We start from the raw sequence: 18724 nt of genomic DNA on the forward strand, positions 1-18724 counted from the left end.
GGGTCCGAATGGTCGACCGAGGCGCGGGGCGCCCCGGGGCGGTGTCCCGGGACGCTTCCGGCGCCGTCCGTCACGCGTTGCCCCCGGCCTGCTCGGCGGCTCGCGCGTTGCCCTTGGCGGCCCGGCCCGGCTGCCCGGTGCCCTTGGCCGCCTCGGCGAGGGACTTCTGCACCCCGTCGAGCAGCTCCAGCCAGCTGGCCTCGAACTTCTCCACGCCCTCGCGTTCGAGGACGGCGACCACGTCGGCCATGTCGACGCCGACCGCCTGCAGGTCGCTGAAGACCTTGCGGGCGTCGTCGTAGCAGCCGGTGACGGTGTCGGCGCGGACCTCGCCGTGGTCGGCGAAGGCGTGGATGGTCGCCTCCGGCATGGTGTTCACCGTGCCGGGCGCGATCAGATCCTCGACGTACATGACGTCCCGGTAGTCCGGGTTCTTGGTCGAGGTGGAGGCCCAGAGCGGGCGCTGCGGGTGGGCGCCGGCGTCGGCGAGGGCCTGCCACCGGTCGGAGCCGAAGACCTCGCAGTAGCGCTGGTACGCCAGCCGGGCGTTGGCGATGGCCGCCTTGCCGCGCAGCGCCTTCGCCTCGGCGGAGCCGATCTTCTCAAGCCGCTTGTCGGCCTCGCTGTCGACGCGGGAGACGAAGAACGACGCGACCGAGCCGATCTTGGACAGGTCGTGCCCGTTCGCCTTCGCCTGCTCCATGCCGGCGAGGAACGCCTCCATGACCTGCGAGTACCGGTCCAGGCTGAAGATCAGCGTGACGTTGACGCTGATCCCCTGGGCCAGGGTGGCGGTGATCGCCGGCAGCCCCGCCTCGGTGGCCGGGATCTTGATGAACAGGTTGGGCCGGTCGATCAGCCACCACAGCGCACCGGCCTCGGCGACGGTCTTCTCCGTCTCGTGGGCCAGCCGCGGGTCCACCTCGATGGAGACCCGGCCGTCGACTCCCGCGCTGGCGTCGTACGCCGGGCGCATCACGTCGCAGGCCCACCGCACGTCGTACGTGGTGAGCATGCGGACCGCCTCTTCGACGTCCACCCCACGGATGGCCAGGTCCTTCAACTGCCAGTTGTACTCGTCGGCGGCGCTCAGCGCCTTGGCGAAGATGGTCGGGTTGGAGGTAACCCCGACCAGGTGCTTCTCGCGGCGCAGTTGGTCCAGCCCGCCGGAGCTCAGTCGTACCCGGGAAAGATCGTCGAGCCAGATCGCCACACCAGCGGCGCTCAGCTCACCCAGCTTGTCGGTCATGCCGTCCACGCTCCCCTCAGTTGCCGGTCGTGTAACCGGTGATGTCGCCCACCCGGGTCAGTGACGCGTGCGCGGCGGCCACGATCCGGTCGGGGGTGAACCCGAACTGCTCGAAGAGCACGGTGTGCGGGGCGCTCGCCCCGTAGTGCTCCAGGCTCACGGTCTCGCCGCTGTCGCCGACGATTCCTCGCCAGGACATGGCGATGCCCGCCTCCACGCTCACCCGTGCCTTTACCCCGCGCGGCAGTACCGACTCCCGGTACGCCTCGTCCTGGGCGAAGAACCACTCCTGGCAGGGCATGGAGACGACCCGGGTGGGGGTGCCACCGGCCTCCAGCCGCTCCCGGGCGGTGAGGCAGAGCTGCACCTCGGACCCGGTGCCGACGAGGATCACCTGCGGCATGCCGGTGGACGCCTCGGCCAGCACGTAGCCGCCCTTGGCGGCGCCCTCGGCGCCGGCCAGGTCGGTGCGGTCCAGCGTGGGCAGCGCCTGGCGGCTGAGCGCCAGCGCGGTGGGCCGGTCGGTGTGCTCCAGGGCCCGCCGCCACGCCCACGCGGTCTCGTTGGCGTCGGCCGGGCGGACCACGTCCAGGCCGGGGATGGCGCGCAGCGCGGTCAGGTGCTCCACCGGCTGGTGGGTCGGGCCGTCCTCGCCGAGGCCGATCGAGTCGTGCGTCCAGACGTAGACCACCGGCAGCTTCATCAGCGCGGCGAGCCGCACCGACGGGCGCATGTAGTCGCTGAACACCAGGAAGGTGCCGCCGTACGGGCGGGTGCCGCCGTGCAGGGCGATGCCGTTGAGGATCGCGCCCATGGCGTGCTCACGGATGCCGAAGTGCAGGGTGCGGCCGTACTCGTCGCCCGGGAAGTCCTTGGTCGCGTGCACCGCCGGGATGAACGACCGCTCGCCCTTCATGGTGGTGTTGTTGCTGTCCGCCAGGTCGGCGGAGCCGCCCCAGAGCTCGGGCAGCAGCGGGGCGAGAGCCTCCAGCACCTTGCCGGAGGCGGCCCGGGTGGCGATGCCCTTGGCGTCGGCGGGGAAGGTGGGCAGCGCGTCGGCCCAGCCGTCGGGGAGCTTGCGGGTGGCCATCCGCTCCCAGAGCGTCTTGCGCTCCGGGTTGGCCTGCGCCCACGCGTCGAACGTGGTGGCCCACGCCGCCTGGGCGGCGGCGCCGCGCTCCATCACCTGGCGGGCGTGCTTGAGGACCTCCTCGTCGACCTGGAAGGTCCGCTGCGGGTCGAAGTCGAGGATCTCCTTGGTGGCCTTCACCTCGTCGGCGCCGAGCGCCGAGCCGTGGATCTTGCCGGTGTTCTTCTTGTTGGGGGCGGGCCAGCCGATGATGGTGCGTAGCGCGATGAAGGAGGGGCGGTCGGTCTCCGCCCGGGCGGCCAGCAGCGCCTGGTAGAGGGCCTCGACGTCCTCGTGGTAGTCGCCCTGGTCGGCGTCGCCGCGGCGCCAGTCGACGGTCTGCACGTGCCAGCCGTACGCCTCGTACCGGGCGGCGACGTCCTCGCTCTTGGCGATCCGGGTGTCGTCCTCGATCGAGATCTCGTTGTCGTCGTAGATCACGCAGAGGTTGCCCAGCTGCTGGTGGCCGGCGAGGGCGCTGGCCTCGTGGCTGATGCCCTCCTCGATGTCGCCGTCGGAGGCGATGCACCAGATGTCGTGGTCGAACGGCGACTCGCCGGCCTCGGCCGCCGGGTCGAACAGGCCGCGCTCCCGGCGGGCCGCCATGGCCATGCCGACCGCGTTGCCGAGGCCCTGGCCGAGCGGGCCGGTGGTGGTCTCCACGCCCGGGGTGTGCCCGTGCTCCGGGTGGCCCGGGGTGAGCGAGCCCCACTGGCGCAGCGCCTTCAGGTCGTCCAGCGACAGCGGGTAGCCGGAGAGGAAGAGCTGGATGTAGAGCGTCAGGCTGGAGTGCCCGGCGGAGAGGACGAACCGGTCCCGGCCGGTCCAGCCCGGGTCGGCCGGGTTGTGCCGCATGACCCTGTTGAAGAGCAGGTACGCGGCCGGGGCGAGGCTCATCGCCGTACCCGGGTGGCCGTTGCCGGATTTCTCCACGGCGTCCATGGCCAGGACGCGGACCGTGTCGACAGCCCTGCGGTCGAGGTCGGACCAGTTGAGAGCGGGAAGCTCGGGTCGGTTGGCAGCCACGATGGTTGTGCTCCTCGGCAGATGGGCGGAACCTCACCGATGACCCTATCGAGCGGCCCTGAACGTGTGCCCGGGGATCTCTGCATGGTGTTCCGTGCGCGTCCGGCCGGATCGGGCGTTCACCTCGCGGTGTGACGGCCCGCACCGTTGTCGGGTCTCGGGGGCAGCGAAAACGACGGCGCGTAGTCTGTGGGTCGGTGTGTGGACCCGGAAGGGGTCCGGGCCGACCCGATCTCCCCCTGCCGAAGCCGGAAGGTGGCAATCCGTGAGCATGATCACCGAGCGCCCCGTCAGCAACTCTGCCGGGCAGCCGCCGGTGCGCACGGTGCCCGAGGAGTCGGCGAACGGCCGTCGGGGCGTGCGGGCGGTGGTGGCCGCGTATGTGGCTCTCACCAAGCCGCGGATCGTCGAGCTGCTGCTGGTCACCACGGTGCCGGCGATGATGCTCGCCGACGGCGGCATGCCCTCGCTCTGGCTGGTGGCCGTGGTGCTGGTCGGCGGCTCGCTCGCCGCCGGCGCGGCCAGCGTGCTCAACTGCTACATCGACCGGGACATCGACCAGGTGATGCGGCGCACCAAGCGTCGACCGCTGCCCGCGCACACCGTGTCGCCACGCAGCGCGCTGATCTTCGGTCTGACGCTGGCGGTGATCTCGGTCGCGCTGATGGCCGCGTTCACCAACCTGCTGGCGGCGGGGCTGACCCTGGCCGCGATCGCGTACTACGACCTGGTCTACACGCTCTGGCTCAAGCGGACCACGGTGGCCAACACCTTCTGGGGCGGCATCTGCGGCTCGGCGCCGGTGCTGATCGGCTGGGCCGCGGTCACCGGCTCGCTGGCCCCCGCCGCGTGGGGCCTGTTCGCGGTGGTCTTCTTCTGGCAGCTGCCGCACTTCTACGCCCTGGCGATCAAGTACAAGGCCGACTACGCCCGGGCCGGCGTGCCGATGCTGCCGGTGGTGGCCTCGGTCCGGCGGGTGAACGCGGAGATCCTGCTCTTCTCCTGGCTGACCCTGCTCTCCTCGCTGGCCGTCTGGCCGCTGGGGATGAGCCCGATCTACGGGGTCACCGCGCTGGTCGTCGGCGGCGTCTTCGTGGTCGAGGCGCACAAGCTCTGCCGGCGTGCGGCGCGCGGCGAGGCGGTCAAGCCGATGCGGCTGTTCCACTGGTCCACCACCTACCTGACCATCCTCTTCGCGGCCGTCGCGCTCGACGCCTTGATCTGATCCGGTCGTCCGATTTGTTTCGGCTTAGTGCGACATAGCCAGTCGAATTACCTGCGGTCTTCCATAACGCCTTAGGTAATTGGTGTCACAATTGAATCATCGTTCTCGCACATGCGGGTGGACGTCTGCCTAGGCTTCGCCTCATGGCAGATGGTTCCGATACGACGCTTACGGCTGAGCAGCAGACCGACCAGGCTCCCAACGGCCTGGTTGCCGGCATCAAGTCGTTCGCCGCCGGGCACGGCGGTGCGAAGGCAGTCATCGAGTACGTCGGTAAGCGCGGCGCGCGGATCGTCCTGGTGGGTTCCGACGGGGAATGGGCCGATCAATTCGCGGACGGCACCGACATCGCGCGGCAGGCCTGCGCCAAGGCGGGGGTCGACGTCGAGAACGCCTGGGAGCGTGAACTGATGGACCAGATGCGTCCGAGCAACGACCTCTGGCGATCCATGGGCCGCCGCACGATGGCCCGTTGACATAAATTGAGCAACCACCACCAGGCGACCCGGGCGGAACCCCGAGTCGCTCTCGCCACCTGTTCCGCCCTGCCCGACCTTGACCCGGACGACCGGCTCGTGCTCGCCCCGCTGGCCGCCCGCGGTGTCGCCGTCGAGGCGGTGATCTGGGACGACCCGGCCGTGGACTGGTCCGGGTACGACCTGGTGGTCCTCCGCTCACCGTGGGACTACGCGCTGCGCCGCGACGAGTTCGTCGCCTGGACGCAGACCGTGCCGAGTCTGGTCAACCCCGCCGACGTGGTCGCCTGGAACACCGACAAGCGCTACCTGGCCGAGCTCTCCGCCGCCGGCGTGCCCACCGTGCCGACCGTCTGGGTCGAGCCGGGGCAGACCTGGGCGCCGCCCGCCGACTCCGGCGAGTACGTGATCAAGCCGGCGGTCAGCGCCGGCAGCCAGGACACCGGCCGGTACGATCTGGCCGATCCGCAGCACCGGGAGCTGGCCGGGGCACACGTGCGGCGGCTCACCGCCGCCGGGCGGGTTGCCATGGTCCAGCCGTACCTGAGCGCGGTGGACACCTCGGGGGAGACCGCGCTGCTGTTCCTCGCCGGGCCGGACGGCCTGACGTTCAGCCACGCCATCCGCAAGGGGCCGATGCTGACCGGCCCCGATCTGGGGGTGGCCGAGCTCTACAAGAAGGAGCAGATCGACCCGCGGACGGCGCTGCCCGACCAGCTCGCGGTGGCGGAGCGGACCGTGGCCGCCGTCCCCGGTGGCCCGGACCGGTTGCTCTACGCCCGGGTCGACCTGATCCCCGGCCCGGACGGCGCACCGGTCCTGGTCGAGCTGGAGCTCACCGAGCCGAGCCTGTTCATCGGGTACGCCGACGCCGCCCCCGACCGCCTCGCCGCGGCGATCACCACCCACCTGGCCCGCCGGTCCTGAACCCGGCGGGCCCGGCCCGCAGGGGGCGGGGGCCTACGTCCCGTCCTCGTGGTTGCGCTCCCAGCGGCCTCCGACCGGCGGTGTCTCCAGCCGGATGCCGGCCTCGTTTCCAGCGAAGTCGTTGTCCTCGATCCGGCAGGAGACGCAACTGCCGGCCGCGGTGACCCAGAGCCCGTAGGTCTGGGTGTGCTCGTCCCGGTTCCAGATCCGGTTGCCCCGCACGGTGGCCGACTCGAATCGCGAGTTGACGGCGATCCCGGCGCGGGCCGTCGGACCGGCCGGCAGCTCGTACGGCGTGCCGGGCGCGGGGGTCGCCTCGTTCCACGCGGTCGCGCCGTCCGGCCGAACCTCGGCGAGGGACAGTTCCGTGGCGGTGTTGGCCGCCACCACGGCCGTCCGCGAATCGACCCGCACCACCTTGCCCCGGTGCCCGTCCCAGGGCCAGTCCACCGCGCCGTCAACCACCGTGCGGGGCCCGTAGCGCACCGCATCGCCACCGCTACGATGAGCCGGCGCGGAACGCCGCCCGTTGTCGCGGAGCCGGTTGCCGAGCACCGCCGCGTCGATCATCGGCCGGTCGATCCGGATGCCGTCGAGCGCGTTGTCCCGGATGTCGTTGCCCTCGATCACCACGTCCGCCGCCGGGCCTGGGTAGCCGTCGCCCAGGGCGTGCTCGTGGTAGCCATACCCGCCGTTGCGGCTGATCCGGTTGCCTCGCACCGCGTAGCCGCCGGGGGTGTTGCCCATGCTTATCCCGTCGCCGACGTTGCGGTCGATGTCGCAGCCGGTCAGCAGCCCGCCCCGGCCGGCCACCCCCGAGGTGCCGTTCGCGGAGACGTCGAACCCGGCCTCCAGGTTGTTGGTCAGGGTGCAGGCGGAAACGATGAGCCCGTCTGCGCCCCAGTCGGAGATGCCGAACCGGTTGGCCTGGCTGTGGCAGCCGACGATGCGGAAGCCGCGTGGGGGCGGCCAGTGGGGCTTCTGCAGCTCCAGGAAGATCCCGTTGGTGCCGTTGCCCACCGTGGTGCAGTTGGCGATGGTGAGCCGCTCCACGTCGCCCCAGCCGCCGATGCCGACGCCGATGCCGGCGCCGCCCATCTGCTCGCCGTTGTCGAGGCGGCCGCAGCCCACCACGACCACCCCGTCGATCAGGCTGTCCTGGAGGAAGTCGCAGCCCAGCCCGGTCGCCCCGGTGTGATGGATGTAGAGGTTGCGGAACACCCCACGCACCACGTACTGCAGGCCGAGCCCCTTGGCGAGGTAGTTGTACTCGGCCATGCCGACGCCGGAGCCGTCGATCTCGAAGTCGGCGAACGTGCAGTCGGCGATGTGCCGGTCCCGGTCCGCGCCGTGCTGCACGCTGGTCCAGTAGGCCAGCGGCACTGGGTCGCCCCGGTTACCGTCGTTGCTGAGCAGGAACCGGGTCGCCGCGGAGCCGGCGCCGACCAGCGACACCCCGCTGCGCCAGACGGTGCCGGCGTCCCGGATCGAGTAGATGCCGGGCGGGCAGTAGATCACCCTGGCCCGCCCGTCGGCGGCGTACCCCTCGCCCAGTCGGTCCACCAGCGCCGCCAGCGCCGGCTGGTCGTTGGTCACCCCGTCGCCGGTGAGCGCGAAGTCACGCGCGTCGCACCACAGCGGCGCACCGGCGACCTGAGCGAGCCGCTGCGGGGCGGTCGTGGACAGGCCCTTGCGGGACACCGGGAACTCCCCTCGGCGCGGACGGTCGCGTCGCGGGACCGCATTCCCGCCGCCGCCGGGGCTTAACGCCCGCGTCGGGCCGCCCAGCCCGGCGCCGGCATCCGGCGGCCCAGCCCGGCGCGGCGCCGGCATCCGGCGGCTCAGCCCGGCGAGGGCGTCCGGTGGCTCAGACGGCCGCCGGGACCGGTTCGGTGGCCGGGACGGGCCGCGCCGCCGGCCCGACCGGGCGGCGCTCCCGGGTCGACCAGAGCATGGCCAGGGTCGCCAGCAGCACCAGGCAGGAGCCGAGCATGTGCGCGGCCACCAGCGCTCCCGGCAGGTGGGTGAAGTACTGCACGAAGCCGATCAGGCCCTGGCCGAGCTCGACGGCGACCAGCACCGCGGCGGCCCGGGTGGCCCGCGCCGCGCCCACGGCGCGGAACGCGAAGAGCAGCGCCACCGACAGGCCGATCAGCAGGAAGACCCCGTCGGCGTGCACCTGGGAGATCGACTCCGGGTCGAGGCCGTTGCGGGCCGCGCCCTTGTCGCCGGCGTGCGGGCCGCTGCCGGTCACCCAGGTGCCGACCAGCAGCACCGCCGCGCTCACCGCCGTGGTGAGCAGCGCGAGGGTACGCAGCGTCGCCGGCACGGTGGGCGTCGCCGGCGCGTCCGGCTCGACGGCGCGGCGCCAGAGGGCGTACGCGGCGGCGATCACCGCCATCGAGGCGAGGAAGTGCAGCCCGACCACCCACGGGTTGAGGTCGGTCAGCACGGTGATCCCGCCGATCACGGCCTGGGCGGGGATGCCGAGGAAGACCGCGATCGCCAGGGGCAGCAGCCCGCGCGGGCGGGGCTGTCGGGCCAGCACGGCGAGCAGCACGGCGAGGGCGATGATGCCCACCGCGAAGGTGAGCAGCCGGTTGCCGAACTCGATCACCCCGTTCACGCCCATCTCGGGGGTGACGACGTACGAGGCGTCGGTGCACCGGGGCCAGGTGGGGCAGCCGAGACCGGAGCGGGTGAGGCGGACCGCCCCGCCGGTGACCACGATCGCCACGTTCGCGATGATCGAGGCGTACGCGAGGCGGCGCAGCAGCGCGGCGGAGACCGGGTATCGGTCGAGGTAGCGCTGCACCACGGCGGGGACCGGGAACCGGGCGGAAGGCTTCACGGAGCGAATCCTACGCACCGTAGTGGTCCCCGATCGGGTGACTCCGGTACCCCGGTGTCGGGAATCACCGGGACCCGGTTTGCGACCCTCCGCCGAATTACGTAACGTTGCCGTTGTGAAAAACGCGGCGGCGCTCTCCCAGCCGGCGACCAGGCAGGTCGCGGGCACGAGCACCGCTGCGTCCACCGATCTTTCCACCCGGGACCGGGTCACCCAGCTGCTGCTGGAGCGGGGGGCGACCACCGCCGCGCAGCTCGGCTCGGCGCTCGGGCTCAGCCCGGCGGCGATCCGCCGGCACCTCGACGCGATGCTCGCCGACGGCGACGTGGTCGCCCGCGAGCAGGTCGTGCGGGGCAGCCGGGGTCGGGGCCGCCCGGCCAAGGTCTTCGTGCTGACCGAGGCCGCGCGGCTGCGCTGCGGCACCCACCACTACGACAACATGGCCACCGGCGCCCTGCGCTGGATCGCCCGCACCGGGGGTGCGGAGGCGGTCGAGGCGTTCGCCGCCGAGCAGGTCTCCGCGCTGGAGGCCCGCTGCCGGGCCGCCATGGAGGACGCCGGCGACGACCCGCTCGCCCGGGCGGAGGCGCTTGCCGGGGCGTTGACCGCCGAGGGCTACGCTGCCAACGCGTCCACGATCGCCTCCGGCGGGCAGCTCTGCCAGCACCACTGCCCGGTGGCGCACGTGGCCGCCGAGTTTCCCCAGCTGTGCGAGGCCGAGACCGAAGTGATCTCCCGTCTGGTCGGCACCCACGTGCAGCGCCTGGCCACCATCGCGCACGGCGACGGGGTGTGCACCACGCACATCCCCGCCCAGCCGCGCAGGAGCCCCCGCGTGGGCTCCACGTCCGGTAACACCGTCACCACTGTGAGGACAGATAGATGACCGAGCAGATCGTCCAGCCCCTGACCCAGGAGGAGCAGCTCGCCGCCCTCGGTCGCTACGAGTACGGCTGGGCCGACTCCGACGTCGCCGGGGCGTCCGCCCAGCGCGGCCTCAACGAGGCGGTGGTGCGGGACATCTCGGCGAAGAAGAACGAGCCGGCCTGGATGCTCGACCTGCGCCTGAAGGGCCTGCGGCTGTTCGGGCGCAAGCCGATGCCGACCTGGGGCGCCGACCTCACCGGGATCAACTTCGACAACATCAAGTACTTCGTCCGGTCCACCGAGAAGCAGGCCACCAGCTGGGAGGACCTGCCCGAGGACATCAAGAACACCTACGACAAGCTGGGCATCCCCGAGGCGGAGAAGCAGCGGCTGATCGCCGGTGTCGCGGCGCAGTACGAGTCCGAGGTGGTCTACCACAAGATCCGCGAGGACCTCGAGGAGCAGGGCGTCGTCTTCCTCGACACCGACACCGCGCTCAAGGAGCACGAGGATCTGTTCAAGGAGTACTTCGGCACGGTGATCCCGGTCGGCGACAACAAGTTCGCCGCGCTGAACACCTCCGTCTGGTCCGGTGGCTCGTTCATCTACGTGCCGAAGGGCGTGCACGTGGAGATCCCGCTGCAGGCCTACTTCCGGATCAACACGGAGAACATGGGCCAGTTCGAGCGGACGCTGATCATCGTCGACGAGGGCGCGTACGTGCACTACGTCGAGGGCTGCACCGCGCCCATCTACTCCTCGGACTCGCTGCACAGCGCCGTGGTGGAGATCATCGTCAAGAAGAACGCGCGCTGCCGCTACACGACCATCCAGAACTGGTCGAACAACGTCTACAACCTGGTCACCAAGCGTGCCGTCTGCCACGAGGGCGCGACCATGGAGTGGATCGACGGCAACATCGGCTCCAAGGTCACCATGAAGTACCCGGCGGTCTACATGACCGGCGAGCACGCCAAGGGCGAGGTGCTCTCGGTGGCCATGGCCGGCGAGGGCCAGCACCAGGACGCCGGCGCCAAGATGGTGCACGCGGCGCCGCACACCTCGTCGACCATCGTGTCGAAGTCGATCGCCCGCGGCGGCGGCCGCACCTCGTACCGCGGCCTGGTGCAGGTGCTGGAGGGTTCCACCAGCAGCAGGAGCACGGTCAAGTGCGACGCGCTGCTGGTCGACACCATCTCCCGCTCGGACACCTACCCGTACGTCGACATCCGTGAGGACGACGTGTCGATGGGGCACGAGGCGACCGTTTCCAAGGTCAGCGAGGACCAGCTCTTCTACCTGATGAGCCGGGGCCTGAGCGAGGACGAGGCGATGGCGATGATCGTGCGCGGCTTCATCGAACCGATCGCCAAGGAGCTCCCGATGGAGTACGCCCTGGAGCTCAACCGCCTGATCGAGCTCCAGATGGAGGGCGCGGTCGGCTGACACCCCGGCCACCCGACTACTCCGGGTCGTGGCACGGTGGCAGACGCGCCGAGCCGGAGTGGTCGCCAGGCGGGCCGTGCCTGGCCGGCTTCGGTTTAACTGAGACCGCCGTCGCAGAACAGCAAGGAAGAGGTCAACTTCTCGGGTCCTGAGGGAGCGAGCTTGCTCGGTTTCTCGGAGTGGTTGACCAGCCCCAGAGACCTCTGAAGGGAGGGATCTACGTTGTACACAGGTGTGAAGACCCACTCCGGGGTGCTTCCTCAGCCCCGGACCCTGGAATCCGTGCCAGCAGACACGGCCCCGAGATGCCACGAAACGGGACGCGGACGCCATCTGGCAGCCGGTGTGCGACATGGGCGAGGGGAGACCGGCGTGAGCCGGCGTCACCCGGAACCCGAGCGATCGGGAACCGGAGCGGGCCGTGAGGCTCACACCCACCCGGTGGTGTTCGTTGTTGACCGACACCACCGGCCGCTCCAACCGTGCACCCCGGCGCGGGCACGCAAGCTGCTTGCCTCCGGGCGCGCGGTGGTACACCGGCACACCCCGTTCGTGATCCGGGTCAGGGATCGTGAGGTCGCCGACTCGCAGGTGGACGGGGTGGAGATCGGCATCGACCCGGGTTCGAAGTTCACCGGTATCGCAGTCTTCCGCGCCGACGACGGGGTCCGGACCGGTCTGTTCGCGGTCGAGGTCCGCCATCGGGGCGGGCAGATCCGCGACAAGCTGACTGCTCGCGCCGCGTTCCGGCGTGGTCGCCGGTCGCGGAGCCTGCGCTACCGGGCACCCCGGTTTCTCAACCGTCGCAGGTCGGAAGGGTGGCTGCCACCGTCGTTGCGGCATCGGGTCGACAACACCATGTCCTGGGTCGGCCGGCTGCGCCGCTGGGCACCTGTGCGGCAGATCCACGTCGAGCGGGTCGCGTTCGACACCCAACTCATGCAGAACCCGAACATCGCAGGGGTGGAGTACCAGCACGGCACCCTTCACGGCTACGAGGTACGCGAGTATCTGCTGGCCGCGTGGGGGCGTATGTGTGTCTACTGCGGTGCGTCCGGGGTGCCGATGAACATCGATCACATTGTGCCGCGTTCGCGGGGCGGCTCGGACCGGGTGTCGAACCTGACGTTGGCGTGCGTGGGCTGCAACCAGGCCAAGGGTGGCACCCCGGTCGAGGCCTTCCTGGCGGATCGGCCAGCCGTGCTGGCCCGGATCCGACGCCAGCAGAAACTGCCACTACGGGACGCCGCAGCCGCGTCGACCACCCGGCGGGCGCTGTGGCAAGCCCTGGTGGCCACCGGCCTACCGGTGCAGGTCGCCACCGGCGGCCGGACGAAGTGGAACCGGCACCGGACTGGTGCGCCGAAGACCCACACGCTCGACGCCCTCCACGTCGGGGTGCTTGCTGCCGTGCGGGCATGGCCGGGGCGGGTGCTGGTGGCAGCCGCGTCCGGTCGCGGCTCGTACGCCCGCACGCGCTGCGACCGATACGGCTTCCCACGACTGCGGCTACCCAGGAGTAAAACCGTACGCGGCTTCCAAACTGGCGACTTGGTGCGTGCTGTCGTGCCTACAGGGAAGAACACCGGCCGGCATACCGGACGGGTCGCCGTACGCAGCAGCGGCTCCTTCAACATCCGAACCCGCCACGCGCTCGTGCAGGGCGTGCACCACCGGCACGTCCACCTGCTGCAACGAGCAGACGGGTGGGCCTACACGCGAGAGGAGAAGCGGCGTTTCCTCCCGGCCCTGAACGGCCGGGTATCCGCGCCGCATATGTAATGACTACCCAGGCTTCCGCGCCGCCCGCCACCAAGTCGCAGGCGCTCCGCTCGTACGACGTCGCCGACTTCCCGGCCCTGACCGGCCTGGAGGAGGAGTGGCGTTTCACCCCGCTCAAGCGCCTGCGCGGCCTGGCCGGCGGGGTGCAGGCCGCGACCGGCACGGTTCGCCACGAGTACGCCGACCTGCCCGAGGGCGTCACCGCCAGCCGGATCGGCAAGGACGACCCGCGAATGGGTAGCGTGCTCACCCCGTTCGACCGGGTCAGCGCGCTGGCGTACGGCGGGGTCGAGCAGGCGCTGCTGGTGCAGGTCGCCCGCGACGCGGTGGTGACCGCCCCGGTGCGCCTGCGCGTGGTCGGCGAGGGCGCGGACGCGCTCGCCTTCGGCCACACCTTCGTCGATGTGGGTCGGTTCGCCGAGGTGACCCTGGTGCTGGAGCACACCGGCTCGGCCACCCTCGCCGACAACGTCGAGGTGGCGGTGGCCGACGGCGCGAAGCTGACCCTGGTCACCGTCGCCGACTGGGCCGGCGACGCCGTGCAGGCGCAGCACCTCAAGGTGCGGCTGGGCCGCGACGCCAAGGTGGTCCACGTGCAGGTGAGCCTCGGCGGCGACCTGGTCCGCCAGTACACCTCGGTGGAATACGGCGACCGGGGCGGCGAGGCCGAGCTGTACGGCGTCTACTTCGCCGACTCCGGCCAGCATCTGGAGCACCGCCAGCTGGTCGACCACACCGTGCCGGACTGCCGCAGCTACGTCGGCTACCGGGGTGCCCTGCAGGGCGACAGCGCGCACACGGTCTGGGTCGGTGACGTGCTGATCCGGGCCGAGGCGACCGGCACCGACACGTACGAGATCAACCGGAACCTGCTGCTCACCGACGGCGCCCGGGCGGACTCTGTACCCAACCTGGAGATCGAGACCGGCGAGATCGCCGGCGCGGGTCACGCCAGCGCGACCGGCCGCTTCGACGACGAGCAGCTCTTCTACCTGATGGCCCGGGGCATCCCGGCGGCCGAGGCCCGCCGCCTGGTGGTGCGCGGCTTCTTCGCCGAGCTGATCAACAAGATTCCGGTCGAGGAGCTGCGCGAGCGGCTCGGCGACGCGATCGAGGCCCGCCTCACCAAGGCGGGTGCCTGATGATCAGGATCTGCGCGACCGAGGACGTGCCGAAGGGCACCGCGATCAGCGCCGACGTCAAGGGCACCCAGATCGCGATCGTGCACGGCGAGGACGACAACTTCTACGCCGTCTACGACGAGTGCTCGCACGCCGCCGTGCCCCTCTCCGAGGGCGAGATCGAGGGGTGCACGCTGGAATGCTGGCTGCACGGATCCCGTTTCGACCTGCGTACCGGTGAGCCCACCGGGCTGCCCGCGACCGAACCCGTACCCGTCTATCCCGTCGAAGTCCGCGACGGCGACATCTACGTCAGCCTGACGCCGAGCAATGGAGTGACCCGCTAAATGAGCACCCTGGAGATCCGCGACCTGAAGGTGTCGGTCAAGCTGCCCGAGGGTGAGCTCAAGCCGATCCTGCACGGGGTCGACCTGACCGTGCGCTCGGGCGAGACCCACGCGATCATGGGCCCGAACGGCTCCGGCAAGTCGACCCTGGCGTACTCGATCGCCGGCCACCCCAAGTACGAGATCACCGGCGGCTCGGTGACCCTCGACGGCGAGGACGTGCTGGCCATGTCCGTCGACGAGCGGGCCCGCGTCGGCCTCTTCCTGGCCATGCAGTACCCGGTGGAGGTGCCCGGCGTCTCCGTCGCCAACTTCCTGCGTACCGCCAAGACCGCCATCGACGGCGAGGCGCCGAAGCTGCGCACCTGGGCCGGGGAGCTGCGCGGCGCCATGGAGAAGCTCCAGATGGACCCGGCGTTCGCCCAGCGCAACGTCAACGAGGGCTTCTCCGGCGGCGAGAAGAAGCGGCATGAGATCGTGCAGTTGGAGCTGCTCAAGCCGAAGATGGCCATCCTCGACGAGACCGACTCCGGCCTCGACGTGGACGCGCTGCGCGTGGTCAGCGAGGGGGTGAACCGGGTCCGCGACACCGGCGACACCGGCCTGCTGCTGATCACCCACTACACCCGGATCCTGCGCTACATCAAGCCGGACTTCGTGCACGTCTTCGTCGCCGGCCGGATCGTCGAGCAGGGCGGCCCGGAGCTGGCCGACAAGCTCGAGGAAGAGGGCTACGAGCGGTACGTCGCCGGGGCCGGTTCGGCGCGGGCCTGACGTACGGAAGGGCTGCGGATATGACCACCATCGCGATCCCGTCGGGGATGCCGCAGTACGGCGATGTGCCGCGTTTCGACGTGGCCACGGTGCGCGCCGATTTCCCGATCCTGGATCGGGAGGTCAACGGGCACCGACTGGTCTATCTCGACAGCGCCAACACCTCGCACAAGCCGCGGCAGGTGCTCGACGTGCTCGCCGAGCACTACGCCCGGCACAACGCCAACGTGTCGCGCTCGGTGCACACCCTGGGCACCGAGGCGACCGAGGCGTACGAGGGGGCCCGGGCGAAGATCGCCGCGTTCATCAACGCGCCGAGCGTCGACGAGGTGGTGTTCACCAAGAACTCCACCGAGGCGATCAACATCGTGGCGTACGCGTTCTCCAACGCCTCGCTGCGGCCCGACGCGGACCCGCGGTTCCGGCTCGCCCCCGGCGACGAGATCGTGATCTCCGAGATGGAGCACCACTCGAACATCGTCCCGTGGCAGCTCCTCGCGGAGCGGACCGGCGCCACCCTGCGCTGGTTCCCGGTCACCGACCACGGGCGGCTGGACGAGTCCGGGCTGGAGGAACTGGTCAACGAGCGGACGAAGATCGTCTCGCTGGTGCACATGTCCAACATCCTCGGCACCGTCAACGCGACCGCGCGGATCACCGAGCGGGTCCGCGAGGTCGGCGCGCTGCTGCTGCTCGACTGCTCGCAGTCGGTGCCGCACCTGCCGATGGACGTGGTCGACTACGACGCGGACTTCATCGTCTTCACCGGGCACAAGATGTGCGGCCCGACCGGCATCGGCGTGCTCTGGGGCCGGGCGGAGCTGCTCGCCGCGATGCCGCCGGTGCTCGGTGGCGGGTCGATGATCGAGACGGTGTCGATGGGACGGTCGACGTTCGCCCCGCCGCCGGCCAGGTTCGAGGCGGGCACCCCGCCGATCGCCGAGGCCGTGGCGCTCGGCGCGGCGGTGGACTACCTCAGCGGGATCGGGATGCGCGCGATCCAGTGGCACGAGAAGGAGCTGACGGCGTACGCGCTGGACGCCCTCGCCACGGTGCCCGGGCTGCGCGTCTTCGGCCCGAACGTGCCGGTCGGCCGGGGCGGGACGATCTCTTTCGCGCTCGGCGACGTGCATCCGCACGACGTCGGGCAGGTGCTCGACTCGCTCGGTGTGCAGGTCCGGGTGGGGCACCACTGCGCGAAGCCGGTGTGTACCAGGTTCGGCGTGCCGGCGATGACGCGGGCGTCGTTCTACCTGTACACCACGGCGGAGGAGATCGACGCGCTGGTGGCCGGTCTCGAGCAGGTGCGGAAGGTGTTCGACTGATGCAGCTCGACCAGCTCTACCAGGAGATCATCCTGGACCACTACAAGCACCCGCACGGCCGCGGCCTGCGGGAGGCGGCGGATCCGGACGCCCGGGTCGGCGAGGCGCACCACGTCAACCCGACCTGCGGCGACGAGATCACCGTACGGGTGGCCACCGACGGCAAGGTGTTCACCGACATCTCGTACGACGGGATGGGGTGCTCGATCAGCCAGGCGTCGGCGAGCGTGCTGCACGAGCTGCTGCGTGGCCGGGCCGCGGACGACGCCACCGTGGTGCACGAGGCGTTCGTCGAGTTGATGTCCGGGCGTGGCCAGGTCACGCCGGACGAGGAAGTGCTCGGTGACGGGGTGGCGTTCGCGGGTGTCGCGCGCTATCCGGCCCGGGTGAAGTGTGCGCTGCTGTCGTGGATGGCGTTCAAGGACGCCGCGGCACGCGCCGGGGTGGGCGTGAGTCCGACGGAGGTAGAGGTAGAGGCATGAGCAGCGAGGAAACCACCACGCCGGAGACCGGCGCCGTGGCGACCGAGGGCGCGGCGACGCCGGCCACCGGCGACGCACCGGCCGGCGGCAAGGCCGCGGTCGCCGACGTCGAGGAGGCGATGAAGGACGTCGTCGACCCCGAGCTGGGCATCAACGTGGTCGACCTGGGTCTGGTGTACGGCGTCCACGTCGACGACGAGAACGTGGCCACCCTGGACATGACGCTGACCTCGGCGGCCTGCCCGCTGACCGACGTGATCGAGGACCAGGCCCGGCAGGCGCTGACCACCGGCCCGGGCGGCGGACTGGTCAACGACATCCGGATCAACTGGGTGTGGCTGCCGCCGTGGGGCCCCGACAAGATCACGGACGAGGGCCGGGACCAGCTCCGCTCCCTCGGCTTCAACGTCTGATTCCGACCGATCAGCGCTGTCGAGCGCGGCGCCCTCAGGGGCGTCGCGCTCGACGCGTCTCGCCGCCTGTCCGCCCGGCCCGCCAAGGTCACGCTCGATCCTGGATGTAGTGGCCTCGGGGCGATGACCTGGCCACTACATCCAGGATTTTGCGCGATCTTGAATGCCGGATGTGCGGGGCGCGGTGGAGTGCGGGCCGGAAATCGGGTGGCGATGCTGGCGGGGGTGGATGCAGGATGGCGGGGTGATCGAGGCGTACCCGAAGCAGGTTTCTGTCCGCGTGGCCACTGCCGCGCGTCGACAGCGCACCTGGCCGGGGTCCGCCTCGACCCGCCGCCCGCCGTCGTGAGTGGGGCGTTCCTCGCCGGTCTGGTGGCCGGCTACGGTGTCGCCGTCCCGGTCGGCGCGATCGCGGTGCTCATCCTCGGGCTCAGCGCGCGTACCTCCTTCCGTGTGGGCGCGGCCGGGGCGCTCGGGGTGGCCACCGCCGACGGGGTCTACGCCGCGGTGGCGGCCCTCGGCGGCGCCGCGGTGGCCGGTCTGCTCGCCCCGTTCGCCGATCCGTTGCGGCTGGTCGCGGCGGCGGTGCTGCTCGTACTTGCCGGATACGGCGCGTGGCGGGGCCTGCGACCTCCGGCCGCGGCCGGCCCGCAGGTGGTGCGGCGCGGGCTGGACACCCCGGCCCGGGCCTATCTCGCGATCCTCGCCCTGACCCTGCTCAATCCGGCGACCGTCGTCTACTTCGCGGCGCTCGTCCTGGGTCGGGGCGATGCGGGCGGCGCCGACGTCGTGGCCGGCGGGCTGTTCGTGCTCGGGGCGTTCCTCGCCTCGGCCAGCTGGCAGCTGCTGATCGCCGGGGGCGGCACGCTGGTCGGTCGGGCCCTCACCGGCCCGCGGGGGCGGCTGGTCACCGCGCTGGCGTCCAGCGCGATCATCGCCGCGCTCGCCGTCGCCGTGCTGCTGGCCTGAGTCCACGACAGTGGACGATCGAAGTATGACAGTCTCATGACAGTTGATCTTCGGTGGTGTCACGACGGCATCGGTCGAACCGGCAGGCCGGGGCGTCGAACGCACGGTCTCGTTCACATTTCCGATCACCGATGCTCGGCCATCGGGACGATCGCCCCCGCGTGCGCGTCCGTCGGCGTGGGCCGACGATCACCTGGCGGACCCGTACGGCCATCGTCCTGTCAGGATGCCATCCCCTGTCCGGCTGATGTCGGGAGTCCGTCGTCCGTTTAGGGTTTCTGACCAATCTGTGGATCAGCCGCGCGGCCCCGCCGA

Annotated in this window: 17 protein-coding genes; 13 read left to right on the forward strand and 4 right to left on the reverse strand. The window is 71.0% G+C overall.

Annotated elements, in window-relative coordinates; genetic code table 11:
- Positions 1-70 precede the first annotated feature (70 nt).
- Both tal and tkt read right to left on the reverse strand, forming a co-directional pair.
- Positions 71-1249 (reverse strand): transaldolase, encoded by a 1179-nt coding sequence (gene tal, locus ACNAW0_RS18170; protein ID WP_416289085.1) that lies wholly within the window; start codon positions 1247-1249, stop codon positions 71-73.
- 16 nt (positions 1250-1265) lie between these two features.
- The gene (tkt, locus tag ACNAW0_RS18175) at positions 1266-3404 is read right to left on the reverse strand and encodes a transketolase (protein ID WP_416289086.1); all 2139 of its coding nucleotides are present in this window, start codon (positions 3402-3404) and stop codon (positions 1266-1268) included.
- Positions 3405-3669: 265 nt separating this feature from the next.
- Between tkt and ACNAW0_RS18180 the strand changes: the two genes are divergently transcribed.
- The 3 genes from ACNAW0_RS18180 to ACNAW0_RS18190 all read left to right on the forward strand — a co-directional run bounded on the left by ACNAW0_RS18180 (position 3670) and on the right by ACNAW0_RS18190 (position 6032).
- Entirely contained in the window at positions 3670-4629 is a 960-nt protein-coding gene (locus ACNAW0_RS18180) for a heme o synthase (protein WP_416289087.1), read from the forward strand.
- Between the two features lie 143 nt (positions 4630-4772).
- Positions 4773-5105, forward strand: coding sequence for a hypothetical protein (locus ACNAW0_RS18185; protein ID WP_416289088.1), 333 nt, complete (start codon positions 4773-4775; stop codon positions 5103-5105).
- Positions 5106-5111: 6 nt separating this feature from the next.
- Positions 5112-6032: an ATP-grasp domain-containing protein gene (locus ACNAW0_RS18190; RefSeq protein WP_416289089.1), complete on the forward strand. Its 921-nt coding sequence runs from the start codon at positions 5112-5114 to the stop codon at positions 6030-6032.
- Positions 6033-6065: 33 nt separating this feature from the next.
- Here ACNAW0_RS18190 and ACNAW0_RS18195 read toward each other — a convergent pair whose 3' ends face one another.
- Positions 6066-7733 (reverse strand): right-handed parallel beta-helix repeat-containing protein, encoded by a 1668-nt coding sequence (locus ACNAW0_RS18195; RefSeq protein WP_416289090.1) that lies wholly within the window; start codon positions 7731-7733, stop codon positions 6066-6068.
- A 166-nt stretch (positions 7734-7899) separates the two neighbouring features.
- The gene (locus ACNAW0_RS18200) at positions 7900-8883 is read right to left on the reverse strand and encodes a COX15/CtaA family protein (RefSeq protein ID WP_416289091.1); all 984 of its coding nucleotides are present in this window, start codon (positions 8881-8883) and stop codon (positions 7900-7902) included.
- A gap of 115 nt (positions 8884-8998) precedes the next feature.
- On the opposite strand from ACNAW0_RS18200, the gene ACNAW0_RS18205 reads away from it, so the two are divergent.
- The 10 genes from ACNAW0_RS18205 to ACNAW0_RS18250 all read left to right on the forward strand — a co-directional run bounded on the left by ACNAW0_RS18205 (position 8999) and on the right by ACNAW0_RS18250 (position 18409).
- Positions 8999-9769 carry a helix-turn-helix transcriptional regulator gene (locus tag ACNAW0_RS18205; RefSeq protein WP_416289092.1) on the forward strand — a complete coding sequence of 257 codons (771 nt, stop codon included), beginning with the start codon at positions 8999-9001 and terminating at the stop codon, positions 9767-9769.
- Positions 9766-11196: a Fe-S cluster assembly protein SufB gene (gene sufB / locus ACNAW0_RS18210; RefSeq protein ID WP_416289094.1), complete on the forward strand. Its 1431-nt coding sequence runs from the start codon at positions 9766-9768 to the stop codon at positions 11194-11196. Before ACNAW0_RS18205 ends, sufB begins: the two co-directional genes overlap by 4 nt.
- Positions 11197-11637: 441 nt before the next feature.
- Positions 11638-12978 carry an RNA-guided endonuclease IscB gene (gene iscB / locus ACNAW0_RS18215; protein ID WP_416289095.1) on the forward strand — a complete coding sequence of 447 codons (1341 nt, stop codon included), beginning with the start codon at positions 11638-11640 and terminating at the stop codon, positions 12976-12978.
- Positions 12978-14120, forward strand: a complete 1143-nt coding sequence (gene sufD, locus ACNAW0_RS18220) for a Fe-S cluster assembly protein SufD (protein WP_416289096.1) — start codon at positions 12978-12980, stop codon at positions 14118-14120. Before iscB ends, sufD begins: the two co-directional genes overlap by 1 nt.
- Complete coding sequence (locus ACNAW0_RS18225) at positions 14120-14446, forward strand: non-heme iron oxygenase ferredoxin subunit (RefSeq protein ID WP_416289097.1); 327 nt, start codon at positions 14120-14122, stop codon at positions 14444-14446. Before sufD ends, ACNAW0_RS18225 begins: the two co-directional genes overlap by 1 nt.
- Positions 14447-15220: a Fe-S cluster assembly ATPase SufC gene (sufC, locus tag ACNAW0_RS18230; RefSeq protein ID WP_387424347.1), complete on the forward strand. Its 774-nt coding sequence runs from the start codon at positions 14447-14449 to the stop codon at positions 15218-15220. It begins immediately after the preceding gene.
- 20 nt (positions 15221-15240) lie between these two features.
- Positions 15241-16545: a cysteine desulfurase gene (locus ACNAW0_RS18235; protein ID WP_416289098.1), complete on the forward strand. Its 1305-nt coding sequence runs from the start codon at positions 15241-15243 to the stop codon at positions 16543-16545.
- Entirely contained in the window at positions 16545-17027 is a 483-nt protein-coding gene (gene sufU / locus ACNAW0_RS18240) for a Fe-S cluster assembly sulfur transfer protein SufU (RefSeq protein WP_416289100.1), read from the forward strand. Before ACNAW0_RS18235 ends, sufU begins: the two co-directional genes overlap by 1 nt.
- Positions 17024-17440, forward strand: a complete 417-nt coding sequence (locus ACNAW0_RS18245) for a metal-sulfur cluster assembly factor (RefSeq protein WP_416289101.1) — start codon at positions 17024-17026, stop codon at positions 17438-17440. The genes sufU and ACNAW0_RS18245 overlap by 4 nt, the downstream gene beginning before the upstream one ends.
- A 345-nt stretch (positions 17441-17785) precedes the next feature.
- Entirely contained in the window at positions 17786-18409 is a 624-nt protein-coding gene (locus ACNAW0_RS18250; protein WP_416289102.1) for a LysE family transporter, read from the forward strand.
- Positions 18410-18724: the final 315 nt, after the last annotated feature.

The sequence above is a fragment of the Micromonospora sp. SL1-18 genome, from assembly GCF_047921505.1.
Classification (GTDB): Bacteria; Actinomycetota; Actinomycetes; order Mycobacteriales; family Micromonosporaceae; genus Micromonospora.